The organism is Planctomicrobium limosum (assembly GCF_051465645.1).
Classification (GTDB): Bacteria; Planctomycetota; Planctomycetia; order Planctomycetales; family Planctomycetaceae; genus Planctomicrobium.
Map to the genome: position 1 here is coordinate 5,287,838 of NZ_CP195790.1, position 23,553 is coordinate 5,311,390.

Consider the following 23,553-nt stretch of genomic DNA (forward strand, 5'->3'; position numbering starts at 1 on the left):
AGTCCTGAAATTCCGACAAGAACCAGCAAGTCCGATTGTCAGCATTCAAGCGACACGTACAAACCTGCCGATAAAACATATCACGCAGGGCAATCCGGTTCAGGAAACAGTTTCAACTCTGTCACTTGATCCGGTCATGCATGTGACATTCGCCAGCTTGGATGAATGTCTCAACTGAACGTTGTGCCAATGCGTGATGGGCATCGGCAGTCTCAATTGCGAGTTTGTCCATCCACGTTGCTTTGAGAATCAAGGATGATTCACTATGCGACCAAGACTACGAATTTTTAATGGTGACGAGTCAACTGCAACGTTGCCTCCGACGATGACGATCCCGTTCGGCGAACTGATGCAGATTCTGGATGACGCCACCCGCAGGCATAAGACCTGGTTGCGTGATTTTTCAGATGACGGCGTCCAGATTCCGGAAGACCTTTACGAAGTGCTGACGGAATACACTCGGGTCCGCCCGGGCGCATAGTTCATTGCTTCTGCTGAGATGACGTTGCAACGCGTCTGAGTTTGCGATCTGAAGCGTTCCTGGTCAAAATGATGCCAGTCTGACAGTGGTCTCTCTTGAGACCACGTTGTGACGGTTGGCAATTGTTTTACTTATCTGGAATGTCGGAGTGTGCTCCGTCGATCGGATCTCATGTCACAGACTCCGTTGCATCTGCGTCTCTCGGATAACCTGAAGTCGGTTCATGACCGGATCGGTGCGTCTGCTTCACGAGGCCACCGATCGGTCGAAGAAATCAGCCTGATTGCTGTTACCAAGTATGCTCCTTGGCCGGCTGTGCTCGCACTGTTGGATCTGGGGCATCAGGCACTTGGCGAAAACCGCCCACAGCAACTGATTGATCGGGCGGAACAGGTCACTCGTGATCGACCGACAGCGAATCCTCACTGGCATCTCATCGGGCAACTTCAACGCAATAAAGTTCGAAGTGTGCTGCCTGACACGTGTCTGATCCATTCGATTGACTCAGTGCGATTGCTCGAACGCGTCGAGCAAATCGCGGTTGAATTGGGCATCCGGCCGGAAGTCCTGTTGCAAGTCAATGTTTCCGGCGAGGAGTCGAAAGGGGGCTTTCATCCCGACGACGTACAAGCCAGCCTGGAACGTTGGAGCACCGGTTCTGCTGTGCGCATCGTCGGACTGATGACAATGGCTCCGCTGACAGAGGACGAAAGCATCGTTCGAGCGTCATTTCAGGGGTTACGTGAACTTCGTGATCGACTTACGACCGAGGCTGTCCCGCTTCCACATCTCTCAATGGGCATGAGTGGGGACTTCGAAATTGCCATTGAAGAAGGGGCGACTCTGATCCGAGTTGGAAGTGCCATCTTCGACGGATGCGAGGAACTGGTATGACGTCCCCTGCGGAGGGTATTGAAATGCGGCTGGTCGATGATGGCGTCATCATCGCAGTGCAGGCTCAGCCGGGTTCTCGTCGTAATGCCATCACCGGCGTTCATGACAAACGCTTGAAAGTCGCAGTGACTCAGGTGGCAGAGAAGGGGAAAGCCAACCAGGAGATTGTCAAACTTCTGGCAGGTGTTCTGGGAGTTGCCAAGTCGCAGATCGCTGTTGTCAGTGGCGAGACGAACTCAAAGAAATCCATTCGCGTGCAGGGGCGAACCGCATCCGAATTGATTGAGCTTCTTTCCCGGCACCTCTAGACCGGTTCGGTCTCTCATTTGGCAGCGCAGCAGCCTTTAAATCGCGGAAAGGCAGGTTCCTGCGAGCCTGAGAAGCCGCACTCTTCCAATGAGGGATCAAAAAAGAGACCGCATAAAACGGTCTCTTTTATCATGATCATGAGATTGCGGGAATGGAATTATTGCGGCGAGGTGAGCATCACCAGACCGCCTGGGCTGACATTCACGATTCCGCCTGGAGCAAATGTTCGAACCGGGATTGGAGGCGACTGTGTCGGCAGCTTCACCCAGCTTGAATCGTTCGCAGTGTTTCCATCTGTCGGGATGATCCAGATGTTGCGGTACAGGACCGGATTCTGGTGGTCCTGCAGTTTAGTTGGAAGTGGCTCCGGGCCTTCCACCGTTCCACCGCCGGTCTTGTTGGGAATGGCGGCCTGATTATGAATCAGCACACCATTGTGCCAGATGGTGATCTTCATGTCAGAGATCTTCTTACCGGCAGCATCAAACTTGGCGGGACGGAAATCGATGTCGTATGTCTGCCAGGACAGTGGAGGCAGAGCCATGTTCACGTCCGGGCGGCGTGTGCGATAGAGCGAGCCGCATTCGTTCTCGATGCCTTCCAGTCCGAAGGAGTCAAGAACCTGAACTTCGTATCGCCCCTGCAGGTAGAAGCCACTGTTGCCGCGATCCTGTCCGCGTCCCAGTGGTTTGAATGGCAGCATGAATTCCGCGTGTAAACGGAAATCGCCAAATGGTTCGGCTGTCTGAGTTCCCTCACGCAGCAGACCTTCGGGAGTGATGTTGGGCTTGGTAAAGCCGCTGTTTTCAGTGCCATCGAAGAGAACAATGGCCCCAGGGGGAGGAACGGCTCCCATTGTCGGGCTGACTCGTTCGACCTTCTTCAATTCTCCAATCAGCATCCCGTTTGGGGTATAGATCAAAGCCGATTCGCCATCGACTTCAATCTGGTAGTCTTTGCTCTGAAGACGAACCAGATCTCCGTATTTGCGGCCGGTGTAGTTGAAACGCTCCCCGCGAATCCATCCAGAGCCGGGTAGCCCGCCGTAATACTTTGTCGCAGTAAACTGATCCTCTCCATTCGCGATCACCTGCAGGCCGATCGATTGGCTGGATCGTGCAGAACCGAGTGGGCGCTGCCAGCCTCGATATTCGCCCTGCAGTTTGTAATCCAGTCCGGCGTCTTCAGGTGTGAGATAGGCTGGCGGTCGCGGCTTTTTTTCTGCGGCATAGGCTGCAGGAGATTGCAGTCCTTGAATCCCCAATGTCATCGTCAGGAAGACGCTGGCCGAATTGAAAATCATTGATCGCATTTCCAGTGATTTCCTGTCGTCAAATTGAGGAAAGTGTTGAGCACACTATCAGAACGGTTTGACTGTCTCATCGCAATGGAAAGCTGCTGGCATCATTGGATTCCAATTCGATGCAATTGCAGTAAACCGTGCGACTGACCTAATCGGACTCTGACCATTGCAGGGACGTCAATGAAGTGGCATCGGTCCGCGAAAAACCCGGGACGTTGAGGTCAAAACTGCTGTGTGCGGTCTAAATCGTTGCGGTTTTCTTCGTACAAATCGGCCTCTTCGCTCTGGAAAGGCCATTCGAGCCGGAAGCAGGTTCCTACGTTTTCTTTGGTGCGGACCTGAATGCTTCCCCCGTGCTCCTGAAGGATCTTCTGGCTGACGGCAAGGCCCAGTCCGGTTCCTTTGAATCCTTTTGTTGATTCGAAGAGTGAGAACAATCGCGGCACCTCTTCTTCATCGATGCCGGGGCCATTGTCTTCGATTTCGACCCACATTTGTTCGCGTGTTTTTGTGAAGCCAGCACGGATTGAAATCGTTGGGGATGGCATGCCTTCCAGAGCTTCAATCGCATTCGTGAAGATGTTCAGGATCGCGCGATGCAGACCTTCCGCGTCAAACAGAGCAAGCGGGACCTCAGGGGCAACCTGCAGTGAGATTTCGATGTTCGACTGATTCAAACGCGGTTGCATCAGTTCGATCAAGTCGGACAGCACGTCCTCGATCGACGCCATTTCCGGTTTGGGTTCACGCTCTTTACTGAACGTCAACAGGTCCATGACCAGATTGTAAATGCGATCCTGATTTCGTTCGACAACTCCCCAACCTTTGGCGATCAGGTCTTCGTTCTTCTGCTTCAATCCAGTATCGATCAGGTACCCGCCCCCGCGAATTCCCTGCAGGATATTCTTAATGTGGTGACTCATGATGGCCACGGTTTGTCCCACCCCAGCGAGTCGCTCTGAAGTGACGAGGGCGTCTTGATAGCGTTGATTCTCAATCGCCAGTGCGGATTGCCGACCGATTGCCAGCAACAGGCTCAGCAGTTGATCATTGAACCGGCCGTTGGGGGAGTTCCTGAAGATGCTGTTCCCGGAACTGGTGGTGTCGACGTAGATCACGCCCATCAACTCATATCGTCCTCGCATCGGGACGCACATTGCTTCACGAATTCCGGACTGCACAATGCTTTGCCCAGAATCAAAACGGCTGTCGCGTTGAGCGTCTGACGTCCGGACTCCTTGGCCGTTGGTGATGACGTATTCAACGATGCTGGTCGAGATGGGCATGCGTTCGTCGACATTCGCCGTTCCACGATGCGAGACCACTCTCGGTTCAATGCGATCAGACTTGGAGTTCGTGACCAGCATGCAGCCACGATCGGCTCCAATCGCTTCGAGCGTCAGGTCAAGCACCCGTTGGAGCATCTCGTCCAGCGAGGCAGATGGTCTGACAACTTCTTCAGTGATGCGATAGAGAAGCTGCAGATTGGTTCCCATCTGCGCCCATGACGTGAACGCAGAATGTTCCGGATGGCGTGCCTGACTGACGATGCGCGACTGTCCATCATCGGCGGATCGTGCAACCAGATTGATTCGCTCGCCGAGTGAGGATTCCTTGACCTGAGACTCGCCGGTGTAGAGCAGGATCGTTCGGCCAATCTGAATCTGGTCTCCTGTTTGGAGGACCAGCCGATTTACGGCTTCACCGTTGACGTAAGTTCCGTTCGAACTTTTGAGGTCCGTTAACACCCATTCGCCGTTTTCCAACGCAAGATGAGCGTGTCGTCGCGAAACTTCCGTATCAAGAATACGGATCTCGTTTTGACCTCCGCGGCCGACGTGGGTTCCAGCGGGGGCAAGTTCGTATCGACGTCCCTGTTCAGGACCTTGAATGACCAGGAGTGTGGCTTCCGTCACGAAAGAACCTCTCGATCAAACCGGAAAGACTGGGGAACAACTTGCGACGCGAACTCAAGGCTTCAATCTGCAGGAACGTGTTGTTAAGACAGACTGCATGATCGTTTTCATGAATCGACCATGCAGTCTGATCATACGCTTCTTAAATCGACAGTGCGATTACTTCCAGTATTTCTGGGTCACCCACCAACTGACACCTGCCGTGGTCACTGCGGAGACAACCAGATTGGGCACCATTCCAATTGGAATTTGTGCAGCCATTAATGGGCTCATCGATTTGATGATCTGCGGGAGCATCGGGACAATAAAGCTCCAGCACATGTACATCATGCCCCACTGCTTACGTTCCTTCTGAACTTCAGGAGGAAGCTGGGCGAATGGAACACTGGAAGCGGCATTTTTCCGGGCTCCGGTCTGTTTGATTTCTGCGGAGGATTTCTTCGCACCCGGCTTGGCGGCTTTCCCTTTTGTTGCTGTTGTTGGTGCAGCAACTTTGACTTTCGCGTCGTCTCGCATTCCCGGTGCGTAGTACTGGGAAATGGCCTGATTGATCGCGCGTGGTGTCGCAATAATCGGGCGGATTGGCATGTCGTACCGCAGACGCAGTTCGTCTTCCAGTTCATGCTCTGGCTGATCAATACATGCGACCAGCAGGCGGCCATCATCCTCGAAGAGCGGAATGAAGGAATGCTGTTTGACGAGAATACGTGGGACGAGGTCAAGCACATCGTCTTCCGGAATCATGTCTTCCAGGTCGACGTAGGAGTAACCTAACTGTTGAGCGAGTGCCCGGGCGGCGACAGGGGGCTCGACCAGTTTCATCTGGACAACAGCATCGCGATAGGAGAGCCCTCGGCGATCCGCGAAGTCTTCTGCTTCACGTTTCTGGTCGCGAGAAATCTTGTTTTCCCGACACAGAATATCCAACAGTGGCTGCCGACCATGCTCGTCGACTTCAGCTGGGAATTCGCGTCCCAGCGACTCGTCATATTCACGCTTACGCTCTGAGTCTGTAAGACAGAGCATCGCTTTAGCCATCTCGTTCAGCAGTTCCTGAGACTGCACCGAGTATTGGCCAGTGGCGTATTTACGGACGTGACCGTTGAGCTTCTTGTAGTGTGCCCGAATTTTTTCGGCATCGTCTTCAAACTGCTTCACTCGGAGCAGTTCATAATGATTCGGAGGGCGAGGCCCTTCAGGGATGCCAAGCCATTCCTTGTAGAAATCCATAGGTCACACCGCTTCCGTGTTGGGGCATCATCGTTAAATCGGTCACAATGAGCCCGTGGTGACTGGCCTCAGGACAGGGGAAAGAATCAGCAGCTGAAATTCGCTGCTGATTCTGGTTCCAACTGCATGTCGTGCGCCAAATTCCGGGATCATTCCTGGAAGAACCGAACGTGCACTATTCGACAGAGTATTCGGAAGCAAGAGCTTCGAATGCCGTGACGTTCTCGTCAGTCAGACCGGAATCACGGACGATTTCGGTTTTGGCTTCCTGCATTGAAGTCAGTTCGCGGGCACTGGCCGCAATTCGGCCGTTCTTGTCGTATCGATATGTGACTTCCACTGGAGAACCCGCCGGCAGATTGGGTGGCAGGCTCAGAATACGGAAGTCACCGATCACGGTGCAGGCATCAGGATCAATCGCATCCCCTTCCAGCACGTTGATGTGAATCCGTTGCTGGTTCGGAGCGTTGGTGACGAACTTCTGTGAGACCTCGAAAGGAATCGCAGTGTTCTTCGGGATCATGATGTGATTGATCTTACGGCTTCGATTGTTTGGATCAGAGATCTTCACACCGAGTGAGTGGGAGTTCACATCGGTTGCAATGACGGATCGCAATCGAGCCTGAACTGCCTGTCCCAGGCGACTGTTTCCTCCGGTTGCCCGGGCCTCGAGGATCGCTGCGTGAATAGCTGCTCCCTGAGCAACAGCTTCTTCTGGCACAACATCTCGAGAAGGAACTTTGCCTGTGACATCGCGAAGCATGGTTTCGACAACTGGCATATAGGTCGATCCGCCGACCAGAACCACTTCGTCGAGTTCGCCTTTTGCAACGCCAGCCTGTGCCATCACCAGTTCGGTGGTGTCTTGTGTACGCTGCATCAAGTCTGCGGTGAGACGCTCGAAGTCCCCGCGGCTCAGTGCGAGCGTCAGGTTCTTGCCTTTATAATAGGCGTTGAGCGGCACCTGAGCGCGTGTACTCAGGTCTCGTTTGGCCTGTTCGCATTCCTGAGTCAGAACCATCATGGTTTCTGGACATTCGCGTGGGTCCAGACCATGTTTGCGATGGAACTGCTCGGCGATGTAGTCGACGACCCGACGGCTCCAGTCGAGCCCTCCGAGCATCACATCCCCGTCTGTTGCCAGCACGCGGAAGTTGGTCGCGTTATATCGCACGATCGTAACGTCGAAGGTTCCACCTCCGAGGTCGTAGACCATGATCGTCTTTTCGCCCTGGAACAGGTCCGGGCGGCCGAGTTGCTTCTTCTGCCAGGCATAGGCCAGCGTTGCAGCAGTCGGCTCGTTAATGATGTCGATCACATTCAGCTTGGCAATGCGACCTGCGTCCTGAGTGGCTTTACGTCGGACGTCGTTGAAGTAATACGGGACAGTGATGACCGCGTTGGCGATCGGCCCGATCACTTTTTCGGCGTCCTGTTTCAGCTTCTTCAGAATGAGAGCCGAGATCAACTCGGGAGTATATTTCTCTCCACGGTGAACAATGACAAAGTCCTTGTTCCCCATCTGGCGCTTGACTGCTTCGACGATATTTGACGGATCTTCGATCGACATTCTTTCGAACGTCGGCCCGACAATGATTTTCTTGTCTTCCCCGAGAATGACCACGGAAGGGGTGATTGTTTTGCCATCTGCGTTTGGCAGCGAAATAGGGTCACCCTGGGCATTCAACTGAGCAAGTGCTGAATAGGTTGTGCCCAGATCGACGCCGACTGTTTGACCTTCGAGAATCTGCATAATCTCCTCGCGTGGTGAATAACACGACGGACTGCGTCCTACGGGATTGTCAGTGTGTGGATATGATTTGCAGAACCCGCTGGCGCTGCATCGCCGTCGTTTGTGGTGAGACCACCTTGGTTTGAAAGGGACGCAAGGTCTGATGGTACGAGTGAACTGTACCGTCGATACGTTTGCAACCTGTCACGACCAATTTGAAGCCCTACTTCGGAAATTCTGAAGAAGTGAAGGCAGTGCGGAATCATGGATATGTCTAGACTTGTATTTTGACGGTGGCAATCCCCTGATTCAAGGGACTACAGGCAGGAACTCCGCACTGTTAGTGGAGATTGCCCTGAAGTGTCCCGTCAACAGCATGCTGATTTTCGGACTGGATGCCTCTCCGTGATCTCCCGGAGGACCGGGCGACATGTTTTCCGTTTTGATCAGGTTGATTGGGGTTGTGGCGGTTCTTCGGTGAGGGGGAAGCCGTGGAACCTGTCGCCGGAAGTGAATTCAGTCCTGCGATGGCGATTGTGAGGGTTGGTTTCTGGTTTTGCTCGGGATCGTTGGTCTCTGGCGCCGGTCGTCAGGTTCGACTGAATGTCTCGGTGTCGGAGTTCTTTGAGGCAACCGAGACCCGGGGATTCGGGCGAATTGGGAGATATTTTCTGCAATTACGGAAAATACGATTGTGCGGATTTGGTTGCTTTTCTCGATTGACCACCTTTGTTCTGGCAATGTTTTAGGCCAAAGTAAAATCGTTGGATGTTGTTGTTTCTCATCATGTTGGAGCCCTCGGACTATTCGTTACGAAAGGGGCTGAATTTCACTTTGCTGCAACAAGTGGAGGCCGGGTTTCCTCTAGGTGTGGGTAAGCTTTGTTGATCAGGGAGTTTTGGTAAGATGCTCCTGTTGTGAAAATCAATTCCGGAGATCGCCTCAATGAGTCGTGTGCTGCTACGCGGGTTCCTGCTTTGCCTGGGCCTGCTGATCTCGATCCCTGCTCTTGCCCAGGATCCTGCTGCGAAGCCGAAATCCCGGTTTGAACAGCTCATTGAGAAGAAGAAAAAAATGACCGGAATGTGGACGCTGTATTACAGCGACCAGCAGGTTCTGGCAGAAATGAACGACACCATTTTGCGACGGGAATACATCATTATTCCGTCGATCGCCCGCGGCATCAGCCAGGGAATTGTGCTGGGCGGGATGTCCTGGAACTTCGAGGAAGACGCGATCTGGTTCTTCCGGAAGTCTGAGGAAAAGCTCTTCATCTATCAGCGGAATGTTCGTTTCCGTGCGAAAGCCAATACTCCGGAAGCAGCCGCAGTCGACCTCGCCTACAGCGACAGTATTCTGTACTCGCTACCAATTCTGACCACTTCCCCGACCGGTGGATTTTTGGTCGATTTGACCAGCGTTTTCATGAATGACGAGCTGAAAATCGGAGCGGCAATCGGGCCGTCATTCCGGTTTGTTCAGGATCGCTCGACGATTACCAAGATGAAAACGTTCGAGAACAACATCGAGATGCAGATCAACGCGGTGTACTCCGGTAGCACCTCACTTGATACGGTTCCAAATCCTCGTGGTGTTCAGGTTGGAGTGCACTATAGCATCAGCGTCCTGCCGCCGGTTGGAGCCAACGGCTATAAGCCGCGTGTTGCAGACGACCGTGTCGGTTATTTCATCACGGCGATCAAGGATTTCTCCGATCAGACAGATCCGGACCACTTTGTCCGTTACGCCAATCGCTGGAATCTTCAAAAGCTCGACCCTTCCATCGAACTCTCTCCACCACGTGAGCCGATCCGCTTCTTTATTGAAGACACCGTTCCTGTCGCCCTGCGTCCGACGGTTGAAGCAGGGATTCTGGAATGGAATAAAGCGTTTGAAAAGCTGGGTTTCTCCGGGGCAATCAAGGTCGATCAACAGCCAACTGGTGACCCGAACTTTGACCCTGAGAATGTGAAATACAACACATTTCGCTGGATGACCGCCGACGCTGGTTTCGCAATGGGACCATCTCGTGTCGATCCGCGCACAGGGGAAATTCTCGACGCAGACATCATCTTTGATTCTTCGTTCCTGAAAAGCTGGAGTACTCGCTGGGAAGTCTATCGTGGTCCGGAACCGGAAAAAGAAGGGGAGAAGACTTCCGTCAATAACCTCTTCCACAATCACGATCATAGTCACCCTGGCAGTCTGCCGTTTACCAATCGACACGCAACAGGATGTTCATTCTGTGCGGAAAAGCAGCGTTTGAATGGTGTTGCTGCAGCGATGCTGGTTGCGAGCGGGGTCGCGGCAGAAGGGCACCTTCCTAAAGAGTTTATTCACGAAGGCCTGAAAGAAGTCGTAATGCACGAAGTCGGGCATACGCTTGGTCTGCGGCACAATTTCAAAGCCAGCGCATGGAAGAGCCTCGAACAGATCGGCGATAACGAAGCCGGTAAGAAAGAAGGGATCGTGGCGAGCGTCATGGACTACGCTCCGCCAAATATTGCGGAAGACCGCACCAAGCAAGGTTTGTATTACACACAGACCATTGGACCATACGACTACTGGGCAATCGAATACGGGTATAAGCCAATCACCTCGAATGAGGCAGCCGAGCTGAAGAAAATTGCGTCTCGTTCAAATGAGCCAGCGCTGGCATACACTACGGACGAAGATACGCGTTCATTCGACCCGGATCCGCTTTCAGCACGATTTGACCTTGGCAGTGACCCGATCGCTTATTCCCGTCGTCAGATGAAGATGGCAACGGACGCGATGCCAAAGATCATTGATCGTACCGTCAAAACCGGTGACGGGTATCAGCGGGCTCGCCAGGCGTTCAACCTGCTGTTTCATGAATACTGGAACGCGGCGAACATTGCTGTTCGCTATCCAGGCGGAGTGGAATTGAGCCGGGATCATAAGCCTGAAAAGCCAGAAGATGCTCGCGCTCCATTTGTGACCGTCTCGCCGGAGAAACAGCGTGAAGCCATGAAGCTGATCAACGATTCAGCGTTTGCTCCGCCTGCCGTCAACGGGAAAGAACTGAACTTCCTGGCAGCATCCCGCTGGAGTCACTGGGGAACTTCAGAGCCGATTCGTCAGGACATCGCGATTCACGATGACATTCTCCTTCGTCAGGACATCATTCTCGGTAACCTGTTGAGTTCGCTTCGCCTGAGCCGTATTCAGGACAACGAGTTCAAGGCACCGGCAGGGGAAGATGCTTACACGCTGGTGGAACATTTGCAGTTGATTGTGGATGGGATCTTCAGCGAGTGGAAAGTCGATCCTGCAAAGGAAAAGTACGAAGACCGTGACCCGTTGATTTCGAGCTTCCGTCGTAATCTGCAACGTCAGGCAATTCGCCGGATCGGAACTCTTCTGACTCAAGGAGGAACTGTTCCAAGTGATGCGAAGAACCTGTTGCGAGTTCATTTGCAGGAACTGCACGAATCAGCAAAGAAGCTGTCTGAGCGACAAGGGGTGATTCTCGACAAGTACACCAAGGCTCACCTTGCCGACAGTATTGCCCGAATCGATTCAATCCTGAAAGCCGAGCTAGTTGTTCCCAATGTCAACTAGACTGCTTCGGGCTCTTGAGTGACGTTTGCCTGAAACAACTTTGTGATTTGAATGAGAACTCCGTGTGATGCCCGTCATCACGCGGAGTTTTTGTTTTGCTGTGATGATTCTCTGCGAAGAAATTCGCGACGAGTTCTGCGGGACGATGGATCGCGTCTGAACGGCATGCAGAGTGACAGACGGATGGCTTGTTCGTATGATATTCTGGATTCAGCCAGAGCAAGACTGCTCGAATCATTGATTGTGCCATCGTAGTGGGAAAGTAGTCATGGACAGTGAAATTCGCGAATTGACACAAGCGTTGACCGAGCGCACTCTTCAGTTAAAGGACTCTCTTTGACTACGACGTCAGACAGCAACGCGTCAAGGAAATTGATGAGCTGATGGGAGCGGCCAACTTCTGGGACAACCAGGAGAAAGCTCAGGTCTTGATTAGCGAACTCCGCCGAATGAAAGCGATTCTGAAGCCTCTCGACGAGCTGATATCCGGGTTAGAGGATGTGGCTGTGTTGATGGAGTTTGCTGAAGAAGAAGAGACTCCGGAAACCGCTGAGGAATTGCGGGGCGCTCTGGAAACACTGTCGCAGAAGGTTGAAGCTGCTGAATTGCAGGCAAGCATGAAGAACCCGGAAGATGCCGGGAATGCTTACATGACCATTCAGGCTGGCGAAGGGGGGACGGATTCCGCTGACTTTGCAGAAATGCTGATGCGGATGTACCTGCGCTGGAGCGAGAACAACGGATACAAGGTCGAGGAAATCGACAAATCCGAAGGGGAAGAGGCCGGGATTCGCAATGTCACTCTGCATTTTCAGGGAGATTATGCGTTCGGATACCTGAAAGGGGAAACCGGAAATCATCGATTGATTCGAATCAGCCCATTCGATTCTGCCGGGCGTCGGCATACCGCATTTGCGGCCGTCGACGTCACTCCCGATCTGGGAGACGCCGAAGTGATCGACGTTGACTGGGAAAACGGGAAAGTGATTCGCGAAGACGTGTTCCGCGCCGGGGGAGCAGGGGGGCAGAAGGTCAACAAAACCAGTTCTGCCATCAGGTTGACTCACTTGCCGTCAGGGGTTGTGGTGCAGTGTCAGAACGAACGCAGCCAGCATCAGAATCGGGCGTTGGCTCGTAAGATGCTGGTGGCGAAGCTGTATCAGATTCAGCAGGAACGTGAAGAATCGGCCAACGCGGCCCGACGCGGTGAGAAGTCAAAGATCGGGTTCGGTGGTCAGACGATTCGTCACTATGTCCTCCAGCCGCAGCAGTTCGTGAAAGACGATCGAACGGATTTGCGACAAAGCAACCCGCTCGAAGTTCTTGATGGGGCGCTGGAGCCGTTTATCGAGGCGTATCTGCGCTGGAGTATTGCCAAATAAGAATGTGACCATTTTGTTCCGACAAGTGGAACTTTCAAATACGAATGAGGCCGCAAGCATTTGCCTGCGGCCTCGTGTCGTTTCTGGTTCGCGCGTGGCAGGTGGGAAGTACTGAGGTTGCGCGATCGGACTCTATTCTTCGAACGGAATCGTCATATAGGTCCCATTGTTCAACTTGGCGAGTTCTTCCAACTGCTGATTTCCCTTTTTCTCTTTGAGATTCGCATTCTTCTGGGGAAGATCGAATCCGATGGTGTGAATCGGAATTCGATTGCGGTTCACACCAGACACCTGACGAATGACTGCGGATTCAAAGACACCATCTGTCAGAAAGTAAATCACGTCAGGTTCAAGAGCCAGTGCCATGAGCAGGCCGTTGAGTGGTCTGGTGTATTGGCCTTCAGCTGGAACCTGAACCATCCACCTGAGGTAGTTTGTTCGAGCGACTTCATCGGCAGCGACGAGTGCCGGAGCAGGCATCGGGAGTGCATCGTCTCCAAAATAGATGATGAAGAACTGCTCGTCCTCGGTCATCTGTGTGATGGTTTTGACGAGTTCCTGCTTAACGCGGTTGAACCGTGTTTTCGCTGGACCAGGGTGGGGCAGGTTCATGCTCTTTGAGGCATCAACCACGAAGACGATGTTCTTGCCTTTACTCTCAAGGGCAAAAAATTGACGCCTTCCGACACCTCCACCTGTGCCGTCTCCAGTACCTGTGCCAATCCCTGACCCGGAACCGATTCCATTGAACCTTCCGGCTCGGTTCGACAGGGCGACTTTTTGGCTCAATGAGCATTCCGAGAGCGATGTGTCCGGAATCATGAAGATGTCGGCAGTGCTGTCGTTGATTGCGACAACATTCGAGTCCTGAACAGCAAGGACCGAATTGAAGAGATCCTCTTGAGTTTGAACCTCTTCTGCCCCTGTGCTGCCTCCCGCACTGAGATGGAAGTGAGCTTCTTCTCCCAGTTCACTCGGAAGCGTGGTGTCGACTTCCTGATTCGCAATCACGATGCCGTCATCGATCGGCCGGTTGAATGTGGGAACAGCGAACGCTGCAAAGACGCAAAGTCCGAGCAAGTGAAGGGCTGACGACACTATGAGAGACGAATAGGGAACCGTCCCTGATGGAAGGGTGTCCATACTTTCAGTGTCATTGACAAGCTCAGAGACAGTCATGTTCTGCGGCTCACGGCATCGTCACGCGTCGTCCGGTGAGGACGTGAATTGGAAATTGAGATGAGTGCGCTTGAATTTCGCTATTATCTGAATCGACAGAATCCGATTCTTCTCTCGCCTTGATTTACCGTAACTGACGTAAGTTGCCGAGACAAAAGAGAAAACGGTGTTTGCGGAGAAATGGTGAATGTTGTTTCAGATTCTCCAATTTTACCAGATTTCCAGCAATGAGTCCTGATTTCCAGGGATATTGCATTTGCGGTCTGGCTTATTGAATAGAATTACGACCGGGAATTCGATGGTGGCCTATGGCAAAAGTGCCTGTGAAAATTGATTCTGATCGGACGCCGCAGACAATTGTCTACTACGATGGCGTTTGCGGCCTTTGTAATGGCGTAGTGAACACGCTGCTCGATCTCGATCAGCGGGAGAAACTGAAATTTGCCCCGTTGCAGGGAGAGACGGCCAGAGAGAATCTGCCGAAAGCGTGGACCGAGAATGCGGATTCGATCGTCGTGACGGCGCATGGAGTGAACTACCGCAAATCTGCGGGAGTTGTCCAGATTCTGTGTGATCTGGGGGGGCTGTGCGGTGTCGCTGGCTGGGCATTGTGGGCGATCCCAAGTCCCATTCGGGATCTCGGGTATCATGCCGTTGCTCAGACTCGCTACCGATTATTCGGAAAACTGGAAGCATGTCGAATGCCTCGTCCCGGCGAACAGGATCGGTTTCTTCCGTAACGCAGTCGCCTGCATCTATTTCGCAGGTTTGGCGACGCCCGGTGTGCCTCGTTGACGTTCGACCTGCTCAAGTTCTTTACTGAGGTCCTGGCTCAAGTCGTGCTGTTGAGATTCGAGAGCATTTCCCAATTTGATCACCCAGGTCCGGCAGCGATCATAGGCAACCGTGCCTGATTCGAATTTGCAGTCAAAGATGTGCCCGCCGCTACGCTGATCTTTGCTCAGAAAGTGCCAGTGATATCCGGGGATGCCGATACCGGTGACCCATTTCGGACAGCGAATCCCGATGAATGTTCCTTCAATATTTTCTCGCGTCCATTGAGACTGTGTTTTCACGACTTCCGCCAATGGCAGGAAGGGAGGCTCTTGTCTTGGGACGGCTCGTAGCGAAACGGACTTGAAGGTTGCTTCGACTTTGACAGCGACAAAGACGTCCTGCGATGGAAGACGAGCATTCAGCACCGTCTCCAGTTCCTCAAGGCTACTGACTGCCTGGCAATCAAACGTGGTTTCCCCTTCAAACGGAGTGGCAACAGCGAAGGGGGTCGTCATGGTTGGTGGGCAGCGGTGGACAGTGCCATCGGACTTCGCCTGATAGGCCACTCCATCAAGAATGATCAACTCACCATCCAGATGATCGAAGGTTCCGACGCCGAAGTTCCCTGCTTTAAGGACCTCACCAAGCGGGGTCGTTCCCTGATATTGCCCGAGCAGCAACGCATTGATAACCGAGACTTGTGTGATCTGATCCGCAGCTGGAGGAACGGAAGTCACAGCAGCGGCAGGAGCAAGTTGTGCGAGCGCGAGTTGTGGCAAGCACATTGTCAGGCAGCAGGCCATCAAACCGTGGTAGACGGTTCGCGAAAAGGGGAGAGTTGCAGTGTGTGATGTGTCCGTCAAATTCATTTGTCTGCCCGTTGTCAGTGAATGGAAGGACGTGATCGAGGTCGAGAAGAGTCTTGAGCCGCTCCGTCTGTGAAGGTCACAACATGCAAGCGGTCAATATGAAAGCAATCAGCGCGGAATGCAGCTGGATCAATGTCGTTAGCAGGATAAATAAAAAGGCAGCTCCAGTTGAAGGGAGCTGCCTGAGATTTACGGTTGCTGGAACCCAAATCAGCGTGGTCACCTGATTGGAGACCTGAGTAACTTATTCAGCGTCAGGGGATTTGCCCTGAGCTTTCAACTCACGAGCGTATCGCTCTTTCAGGTCGTTTGGAATATCGGTGTAAAGCATGTAGCGTTTGATTTCTTCAGCCGATGGACGTTCCAGCGGGCGAACAACCCGGAACCCGACCATGTCTCCATCGGTCAGATACCAGATGCTGCGAGGCAACTGTGGATCCTGAATCTTCCAGTCTGGTGTCGATGGAATTCGCACCGCACTCCGCAGGAACTCTGGGTCGTCTTTCCATGATCCTCCTCGTGTGACACGAGGGTATTCATCGCCGTTCGGCAGGTTGACGAGGAAGTTTGTGGCTCCACCTTCAGGAATGGAGTTGTAGAAGCTCGGTTCATATCGATCGAGCACCCACTCGCTCACGCTTCCATGCATGTCGTGGAGGCCCCAGGGATTGGCCTTCTTGGTTCCGACCTTATGGTAGATGTCGTCTGAATTGTCGTAATACCAGGCGTACTCACCAAGTTTTTCAACGTCATCGCCGAATGAATATTTCGTTGTCGTTCCAGCACGACAGGCGTACTCCCACTCTGCTTCAGTTGGCAAACGGTAGTAATGTCCTGTCTTGGCAGAGAGCCATTCGCAGTACTTCTTTGCGGCAGCCTGAGTCATGCCGATGGCAGGGAAGCCATCGTGACCCATCCCAAATGTCATGTCGGTGTATTCGGTCGTCGCCCGTGAAATCGCATCGGACAGACTGTCAACCTGATCGATCTGGCGTCCGGTTAAATTCCGGCGCTGTTTGTCGAGGCTCAGACGCCAGACATCGTATTCGTCCCAGGTGACTTCGGTTTTTCCCATCCAGAATGGGGCGATCTTGACCTTGCGCTGTGGACCTTCGTCCTCGTTGCGACCTTCTTCCCCTTCAGGGCTTCCCAGCAGAACTTCACCACCAGGAATAGGAAGCATGGTGAAGGAAATTTCAGTGTCGCGCAGCTTCTGAACGTACGGTTTCATCTCTGCTGCTGTCTTCGCCTCACTGTCTGGGCTGCGAAGATAGAGCTCTTGAGCGTTCGGTTCGGCCGCAGTCGCCGCGTCAGAGACAAGAATCCCTGCCGAGAGGACCGACATACATGCCACTTGCCAGAATGGATGTCTTGGGCGTACTGTCATAACAAATCACTTGTTTCGTTGAATGCGAATGTGAGTCGCAACTATGCCGATGCAACAACACAATCTGTTGTCGATCAACACCAGGTGGGCCAGTTCGGGAACATGCTTTGCATTACTCCTTTTTTTCGCAAACGTGTTGCAGGCTTCAGAGCCTGCATTACAGCGATTTGAGTACGTGCAAATTCGGATGGGGGTTCCTGTCCGAATTGTAGTCTATGCTCCGGATGAAAACACCTCAAAAGTGGCCACTGACGCCGCATATGATCGATTGCGTCAGCTGGATCGATGTTTGAGCGATTACGACCCGGAAAGTGAGCTGAATCGACTCTGTCAACATGCCGCTGGCGAGCCTGTGAAGGTGAGCGACGATCTCTGGAAAATGCTGGCCGAGTCGCAACGATATTCCACTGTTTCAGATGGAGCGTTTGACGTCACAATCGGATCGGTCGTTAAATTGTGGCGAGTCGCTAGACGTCGCAAAGCATTCCCGGATGCGAATCAATTAGAAGAAGCGAAAAGGCACGTCGGGTACAAGCTCGTTTCGCTGGATTGCTCGAAGCAAACAGCAACATTGAAGTTGCAAAACATGCAGCTTGATTTCGGGGGAATTGCGAAAGGATATGGCTCTGAAGAGGCCTATCAAATTCTCGCGAAGCATGGTCTGACGCGTTCTTTGGTGGCCGTGGCAGGGGAAGTCCGAGCAGGCGATCCACCACCAGACAGTTCTGGATGGCGTGTTGAAATCGAAGATCGGGCGCGGACCAGCACTGATACTCGACCTCTCCTCATTCTGAGTCTGAAGAATCGTGCTGTCTCAACCTCGGCGGATCTGTATCAGTTTGTGGAATTGAATGGGATTCGGTATTCCCATATCGTTGACCCGCGAACGGGAATTGGAGTTACGACTCCGATGAGTGTTACAATCGTTTCAGATGATTGTACGCAAACAGACGCATTGGCGACTGTTGTGAGTGTGCTTGGGCCTGAAAAGGGAATGCATCTATTGAGGACCGCGTTCCCTGATGTGCAGGCATTGATTGTGACTCTTGATCATCAGAAGAAGCCAATCTCAATTCAGACTGACGGCTGGAAGTCGCTGGTGTCCGAGGGAGTGAAGACCCCGGGTGAGTGACGCCTTCGTTTGAAGGTTTCGACTCATTGGAGCGACCTGAGATCGCATTCTCTCTCAGTGCGTTTTTCGCGACACAGGCAAAGCTGTGTTGTCGTTTTGGGCGGCAATGGCGTGGTTCAGCTGGTCAGGTGAAGAGACCCGGTCGGACACCGGTGTTTGTGTGATTTTTCTCAGTTATTGTTGAGGTTCCGGTTAATGACCGAAGAAGACATGGATGGCGGCAATGTCGGGTCGTCCCAGCGGTTCTGGCGTTATTTCAAGCTGGCCTTGGGGGCGGTTCTGTTTCTGGCTGTCCTGTTCGCACCAGGTTTGGAAGGTCTGTCTCCAGAGGGGCAGCGCCTGGCCGCGATTACTGTCTTGATGGGGGTCTACTGGATTACAGAGCCGATCCCGATGGCAGTGACGAGCCTGCTGCCAATTGCCTTGTATCCTCTGTGTAACATCCTGCCTGGAAAGGCGGTCACTCAGGCGTACAGTGACCCGTCTGTCTTTCTTTACCTTGGGGGATTCCTGCTCGCACTGGGAATTGAGCGCTGGGGGCTGCATCGGCGAATCGCCTTGCATGTCCTTCAATTCATGGGGACAAGCCCTCGCAGAATTGTATTCGGCTTTATGTTCGCCACTGGCGGGCTCTCCATGTGGATCAGCAACAGTGCAACGGCATTGATGATGGTTCCAATCGGACTGGCACTTCTAAAAACGTTGGGCGAATCGCTCGCCAAGTCGAATGTCGAAGGCTCAGACGCGTTCATCAGGAAGCTTTCGATTCCATTGCTGCTGGGAATTGCCTATGCAGCCAGCGTTGGTGGAATCGGCACGTATGTCGGCACACCGACGAATATGGTCTTCCGCGGATTCTGGGGGCAGCAGTATGTGCCTCTAGGGTATCCGGACGTCACGTTTGCCGAGTGGATGATCGTGTTTGCCCCGGTCAGTCTGGTGATGTTGACGTTGTGCGGGATCGTCATGACATGGAACCTGCCTAAGTTACCACAGTCAGAGTTGTTGACTCGCGATTTCTTCAAGAATCAACTGCGAGATCTCGGCCCCATTCGTCCAGCTGAAACCAAAGTCGCCATTTTGTTCGGGTTGACTGCGGCGATGTGGATTTTGAAAGAGCCACTCCAGATTGATAACTGGCAGGTGCTCCCGGACTGGCCGTCGATGGTTGTGAAAGCAGGGAGCTGGATCGGCTTTGATCTGTCTTACCTCATCAAGAACATTCACGATTCCACGATTGCGATTTTCATGTCCTTGTTCCTTTTCATCCTGCCGGGGGATGGGCCTGCTGCAACGCGACCTCGCTTGCTGACCTGGAAGGAAGCTGAGCGAGGAATTCCTTGGGGGATGTTGCTGCTGTTTGGTGGCGGTTTTGCCATGGCCAATGCATTTGGTTCGACAAAGCTAGCCGACTGGCTAGGCGTCTCGCTGTCCGGCGTGATTACCGGGCAGTCTCCATTCGTGATTTTGCTGCTCGTTTGTGCGCTTGTGACATGTCTCACTGAATTTACGAGTAATACCGCAACGGCCAACATGCTGATGCCCGTTCTGGCTGCAGTAGCGATTCAATCCAATATTGATCCCCGTCTACTGCTTATCCCGGCTACCGTCTCGGCAAGTTGCGGTTTCATGATGCCAGTCGGAACTCCTCCAAATGCAATTGTTTTCGCAACTGGTCGCGTTCCAATTCGTTCCATGATGGCCTATGGGTTGGTGCTGAACATCATCGGGGTCTTTGTCGTCGCAGGGTTTATGATGTTTATCGCTACCGCTGTGATGAACATTCCGTTCCCAGGCGAGGCGTCTGTAATTCAAGCCATACCGCAACCCAACCCCTGATTTTTTGGCCTGACCTCTTTCGGGCGTGTTCTGACTCGATGTAGGTTGGTCTCAGGCAGAGGATCGTGGTGCCGAGAGGCTGGTTTGGTCTCTCCTGTGCCCGCTCAGCAACTTTTCTCAACAGGAGAAAAGCAGAATGCGGCGTGCCAGAATCGCCCACGATCCCGAAAATCCCTCGAAGTGTCAGAGTAGGGGAGAGGCGTCTTTTCTGCGTTCCGGGCGATCCGGTTTGTCACGAAATTGGGACGCTGGGAGCCGGAAGTTTGAAGGAACCGTTGGTTGAATTCGTTGTAGGCTTGCGAGTTCCGTTTGATTGAGTAGACTTCGGCACGCGTCAGCGTCTCTTGCTTTTCAGAATCGATGCATTGTTTCGCAAAGAATCAGCGTATTGAATTTGAAATTTCAAGGGCGATGATCCATCCGGAGAGATGGCAGAGCGGCCGATTGTGCAGCATTGGAAATGCTGTGTGGCAGAAATGTCACCGGGGGTTCGAATCCCCCTCTCTCCGCTTCCTTCAGACTCCCCACTGCAAGTCCTTTGAAAATCAGGGTTTGCAGTGGGGAGTTCTGATTGGCACAGTCGACTGTGCCGAAACTGTGCCAATCAGGGTGAGAAAGGATCAAAGGAACAGTCCTTAGTGGGTGTCTTGGTTCTCATTGGAAGTGGGGCGGGTTGTCTCCCTCTTTCTCAAAAACCTCTTCAAAAAATTTCCCGGCGCCACGCTGGCTCCGGATGATCCTGCATTCAGTATAACTTCACCTGTTCCATCTGACGACGAGATTCGTCGTCGTGCAGATGATAGTAGCGGTGGACCATCTTGCTGTTGCGGTGTCCTAGCCAGCTCATCAGCACCCGTTCCTTCACACCTCGATTCGCACAGTTCGAGCAGAAGTAATGTCGGAATGAGTGCAGGCGTCCATCAATGAACCCGGGATCGTCTCCCTGTGACGGAAACCGGGAAGACAGTGGTGTCAGAACATCGCGGATCAGGATCCGCCGGACGGTGTCGGCCTTGATCTTGCCTCCCAGTGGTCCGTGGAACACCTTGCCATCCGGATGATGGGTGAGGTGTTCCAGCACAATCCGTAGTTCATCCTGGATCGGGAACGAGCGGCTGTAGCCGGATTTGGTCGTTCGCTTTTCGCGGGCACCACGGCTCTTGTGTGCGGTTTCATCGGTGAGCGTGATCATCCCTTTGCCGAGATCCACATCGGACCAGCGGAGTGACGCGAGTTCCGAGATCCGCAGGCCGGTTCCGGCCAGTCCGATCACGACATCTCGGAGCCAGCGGAGTTCTTCTGTCCGGCAGTGCTCGATGATGGCCTGGACTTCTTCCTTCCGCCAGCAATACGTGTCCGTTCCGTCGGCCTTCTTCATGGGGTATTTGAACGCGACGCTGGCGGGGAGGTGATCGTATTCGATCAGGAACTTGAGGACCTGTTTGAGGGTGTTCAGCTCCAGATACTCCGTGGCGTATGCATAACTTTCGCCGTCCAGCCAGGCGGCATAAGCATCAAACGTCTGGCGGTTGACCTCATTCCAGTATTTCAGTCCCTGCTGTTCAGCAAACGGCAGGAACTTGTCAAATACGGCCCGGTAGCGTTTGGCAGTCGAGGGGCGCGGACCGCCGGAGATCAAGGGGCGCCGTACGTGCTTTTCGTACAACTGACGCCCCTCTGCAAGTGTGACCAACTGAGTCGCTTCGGTCTGGAGCAGGCGGCGATCAGCCAGTCCATGCTGGACAGCCAGGATCAGGTCCAGATCGTCGAGATCCTGCAGGGCCTCCGCCCGGTCCCGGGTTCCCAGCGACCGACGACCGAGCGAGGGGGAGTTGGCTCGGCCGTCCGCAAAATAGACACCATCGCGTGTGCCCAGGAGCCAGCGATAATAACGGCACTGGATTTCTTCTTTTGTGCGCGGTTTGGGCAAGAGGGATTTCCTTTCTATTGCTTGTGGAGATGTCAGGCAGGTTCCATTTCGAGGGAAAGGTTCAACGTTTCTTCCACCCCAGGCGGCGGCCCGGGAGGTGCGCCGATCGGCCTGGCGGGGAGCTCCGCACTGGAGAAGCCGGCGGTGGAAGAGGGATTTCAACGACCGACTTGAGCAGACTGGCGGAGAGCATCACCCGCGTCCCCGGCCCGCCTGGCTGCCAGACGGGAAATGTTCCGTCCTTGATCCGGCGGCGGATCGTACTTTCCGAGAGTGTCGAGGCTGCCGAGAACTCTGTGACGGAAAGATAGTTTTGGCAAGAGGTTTCGGAGACACGCGACATGATCACTTCCGGGCTCAGGAATCAGGATATTTCATCCTCTTCCTGTTCCCAAATAGTGCGCGCGTTATTTTTTCAGCGAAGTTCTGATCGTCAGTCAGCCAGTTCATTCCTCGAAGAATCGATCGCGAACAGCCTGTACAATCGCCGCTCCCTGGGGACCAAGTTCCAGCCGCTCACTAATCTCCTCATTCGTCAGTCCCTGATCGACGAGTTCTCGGAGATCCATCAACAAATCTGAGAAGGCTTCATTGCCGGATGCGATGGAATTTGTTTGAACAAAACCAGAACTGGCCTGAACGGGAGTAATCACGCTCTCTGGAACCTCCCGTGGGATTCGGGAACGGTGAGGTCGGCGAGCGGCCACACGACCGACAACTTCAGTGAATCCTGATAGCTTCCGTGGACCGAAGACCCTCAGCCAGAGGGAAGGTGAATAGGGATGGCCTGTAATCAGCTCGAAGGCACTCCGATAGTGGTTGTGAACGGTCCCTGGTGAAAGTTTGAGTTGCTCGGCGACATCTCGTAAACGCATCTCCGCGGCATTGTCATAGCGACCATTCCGCCAGCCCTCTCGCAGATCCCAGACCTTCAGATAATCGCAATATTTCCCGGTCCGATTCCGGTGGTCTCCTGCGTCCGTCCCTTCTCGCCAGGGCTGCAATGCCCTCGGCAAATCCCGGTGAAGGGCACGTAATGACGCCGATGGTGCGATCGTCAACACCGGCACATTGACGTAATCGTCTAGGGACGGATCGTTTTGTTGCGCCAATTGCAGGAGGGCTGTCCGTTTCTTCTCGTCCAGTTCTCCCGCGCCGGTGAAACTCCGCATGAGATTCAGACCAATTTGTGCGAGCGTCTCTTTCGGTAGCGCCGCGATCAACATTCCGAGCAGTCCACGACAAGAGACCGGATGAATCGTCCCGGCCAGCCAGGATTCCACCGCTGCTTCGGACCCAAGTTGATTGAATTCCAGGACTGGATCTGCAGGTATCCTTCCCACACCAATACTCCCCAGGACTTGTACGGCATATTCCCGGAAGAATTGCTCGCGAGGTGACGGGCAAGGTTCCTGCTGGAAGAACCGTCGCGCCAGTTCCCACGCCTGCTGGTAATACGGATGACGCCGCGTCACTTCCCAGCGATAGGTTGCAGGTAACGACTGAAACTGCCCTCTCGGTCTTGGCAAGGGAGTAAAAGGACCACTCCAGCTTGTCGCTTCGGTCTGATCGTCACTCATTCGAACTTCCCCTGCCTTGCTGGTGCTT

The 23,553-nt window shown here is 53.5% G+C and carries 18 protein-coding genes and 1 tRNA gene; 9 read left to right on the forward strand and 10 right to left on the reverse strand.

Annotated elements, in window-relative coordinates; genetic code table 11:
* Positions 1-265: 265 nt before the first annotated feature.
* From SH527x_RS19980 to SH527x_RS19990, 3 genes are all read left to right on the forward strand, one after another.
* Positions 266-481 (forward strand): hypothetical protein, encoded by a 216-nt coding sequence (locus SH527x_RS19980; RefSeq protein ID WP_437192454.1) that lies wholly within the window; start codon positions 266-268, stop codon positions 479-481.
* A 171-nt stretch (positions 482-652) separates the two neighbouring features.
* Positions 653-1,375: a YggS family pyridoxal phosphate-dependent enzyme gene (locus SH527x_RS19985; protein WP_437192455.1), complete on the forward strand. Its 723-nt coding sequence runs from the start codon at positions 653-655 to the stop codon at positions 1,373-1,375.
* Positions 1,372-1,683 (forward strand): DUF167 domain-containing protein, encoded by a 312-nt coding sequence (locus SH527x_RS19990; RefSeq protein ID WP_437192456.1) that lies wholly within the window; start codon positions 1,372-1,374, stop codon positions 1,681-1,683. Before SH527x_RS19985 ends, SH527x_RS19990 begins: the two co-directional genes overlap by 4 nt.
* Before the next feature lie 158 nt (positions 1,684-1,841).
* On the opposite strand, the gene SH527x_RS19995 is transcribed toward SH527x_RS19990, so the two are convergent.
* The 4 genes from SH527x_RS19995 to SH527x_RS20010 form a co-directional block, all read right to left on the reverse strand.
* The gene (locus SH527x_RS19995) at positions 1,842-2,987 is read right to left on the reverse strand and encodes a 3-keto-disaccharide hydrolase (protein WP_437192457.1); all 1,146 of its coding nucleotides are present in this window, start codon (positions 2,985-2,987) and stop codon (positions 1,842-1,844) included.
* 221 nt (positions 2,988-3,208) lie between these two features.
* Positions 3,209-4,903 carry an ATP-binding protein gene (locus SH527x_RS20000; RefSeq protein ID WP_437192458.1) on the reverse strand — a complete coding sequence of 565 codons (1,695 nt, stop codon included), beginning with the start codon at positions 4,901-4,903 and terminating at the stop codon, positions 3,209-3,211.
* Positions 4,904-5,062: 159 nt separating this feature from the next.
* Positions 5,063-6,133 carry a hypothetical protein gene (locus SH527x_RS20005; protein WP_437192459.1) on the reverse strand — a complete coding sequence of 357 codons (1,071 nt, stop codon included), beginning with the start codon at positions 6,131-6,133 and terminating at the stop codon, positions 5,063-5,065.
* A gap of 175 nt (positions 6,134-6,308) precedes the next feature.
* A complete protein-coding gene (locus SH527x_RS20010) occupies positions 6,309-7,886 on the reverse strand; it encodes an Hsp70 family protein (RefSeq protein WP_437192460.1) in 1,578 nt (525 codons plus the stop codon).
* Positions 7,887-8,810: 924 nt separating this feature from the next.
* On the opposite strand from SH527x_RS20010, the gene SH527x_RS20015 reads away from it, so the two are divergent.
* Complete coding sequence (locus SH527x_RS20015) at positions 8,811-11,450, forward strand: zinc-dependent metalloprotease (RefSeq protein WP_437192461.1); 2,640 nt, start codon at positions 8,811-8,813, stop codon at positions 11,448-11,450.
* 268 nt (positions 11,451-11,718) lie between these two features.
* Positions 11,719-12,832 (forward strand): peptide chain release factor 2 gene (prfB, locus tag SH527x_RS20020; protein WP_437192462.1). Its coding sequence is split into 2 segments (ribosomal slippage): positions 11,719-11,787 and positions 11,789-12,832, totalling 1,113 coding nucleotides; the frame shifts between segments, so codons are not numbered across the junction.
* Between the two features lie 132 nt (positions 12,833-12,964).
* Here the strand turns inward: prfB and SH527x_RS20025 are convergent.
* Positions 12,965-14,011 carry a vWA domain-containing protein gene (locus SH527x_RS20025; protein WP_437192463.1) on the reverse strand — a complete coding sequence of 349 codons (1,047 nt, stop codon included), beginning with the start codon at positions 14,009-14,011 and terminating at the stop codon, positions 12,965-12,967.
* A gap of 308 nt (positions 14,012-14,319) precedes the next feature.
* On the opposite strand from SH527x_RS20025, the gene SH527x_RS20030 reads away from it, so the two are divergent.
* The gene (locus SH527x_RS20030; RefSeq protein WP_437192464.1) at positions 14,320-14,751 is read left to right on the forward strand and encodes a thiol-disulfide oxidoreductase DCC family protein; all 432 of its coding nucleotides are present in this window, start codon (positions 14,320-14,322) and stop codon (positions 14,749-14,751) included.
* 15 nt (positions 14,752-14,766) lie between these two features.
* Here the strand turns inward: SH527x_RS20030 and budA are convergent, their stop codons facing one another.
* Both budA and SH527x_RS20040 read right to left on the reverse strand, forming a co-directional pair.
* Complete coding sequence (gene budA / locus SH527x_RS20035; protein ID WP_437192465.1) at positions 14,767-15,657, reverse strand: acetolactate decarboxylase; 891 nt, start codon at positions 15,655-15,657, stop codon at positions 14,767-14,769.
* Between the two features lie 244 nt (positions 15,658-15,901).
* Positions 15,902-17,002 carry a formylglycine-generating enzyme family protein gene (locus tag SH527x_RS20040; RefSeq protein ID WP_437192466.1) on the reverse strand — a complete coding sequence of 367 codons (1,101 nt, stop codon included), beginning with the start codon at positions 17,000-17,002 and terminating at the stop codon, positions 15,902-15,904.
* Between the two features lie 217 nt (positions 17,003-17,219).
* On the opposite strand from SH527x_RS20040, the gene SH527x_RS20045 reads away from it, so the two are divergent.
* The 3 genes from SH527x_RS20045 (at position 17,220) to SH527x_RS20055 (ending at position 20,524) form a co-directional block, all read left to right on the forward strand.
* Positions 17,220-18,176: an FAD:protein FMN transferase gene (locus SH527x_RS20045; RefSeq protein ID WP_437192467.1), complete on the forward strand. Its 957-nt coding sequence runs from the start codon at positions 17,220-17,222 to the stop codon at positions 18,174-18,176.
* Between the two features lie 195 nt (positions 18,177-18,371).
* Positions 18,372-20,015 (forward strand): SLC13 family permease, encoded by a 1,644-nt coding sequence (locus SH527x_RS20050; RefSeq protein WP_437192468.1) that lies wholly within the window; start codon positions 18,372-18,374, stop codon positions 20,013-20,015.
* Positions 20,016-20,437: 422 nt separating this feature from the next.
* Positions 20,438-20,524, forward strand: a tRNA-Ser gene (locus SH527x_RS20055).
* Positions 20,525-20,760: 236 nt separating this feature from the next.
* Here the strand turns inward: SH527x_RS20055 and SH527x_RS20060 are convergent.
* From SH527x_RS20060 to SH527x_RS20070, 3 genes are all read right to left on the reverse strand, one after another.
* Complete coding sequence (locus SH527x_RS20060; protein ID WP_437192469.1) at positions 20,761-21,945, reverse strand: tyrosine-type recombinase/integrase; 1,185 nt, start codon at positions 21,943-21,945, stop codon at positions 20,761-20,763.
* A gap of 61 nt (positions 21,946-22,006) precedes the next feature.
* On the reverse strand, positions 22,007-22,288 hold the full coding sequence (locus SH527x_RS20065) for a hypothetical protein (protein WP_437192470.1): 282 nt from the start codon (positions 22,286-22,288) through the stop codon (positions 22,007-22,009).
* A gap of 103 nt (positions 22,289-22,391) precedes the next feature.
* Entirely contained in the window at positions 22,392-23,525 is a 1,134-nt protein-coding gene (locus tag SH527x_RS20070; RefSeq protein WP_437192471.1) for a hypothetical protein, read from the reverse strand.
* Positions 23,526-23,553: the final 28 nt, after the last annotated feature.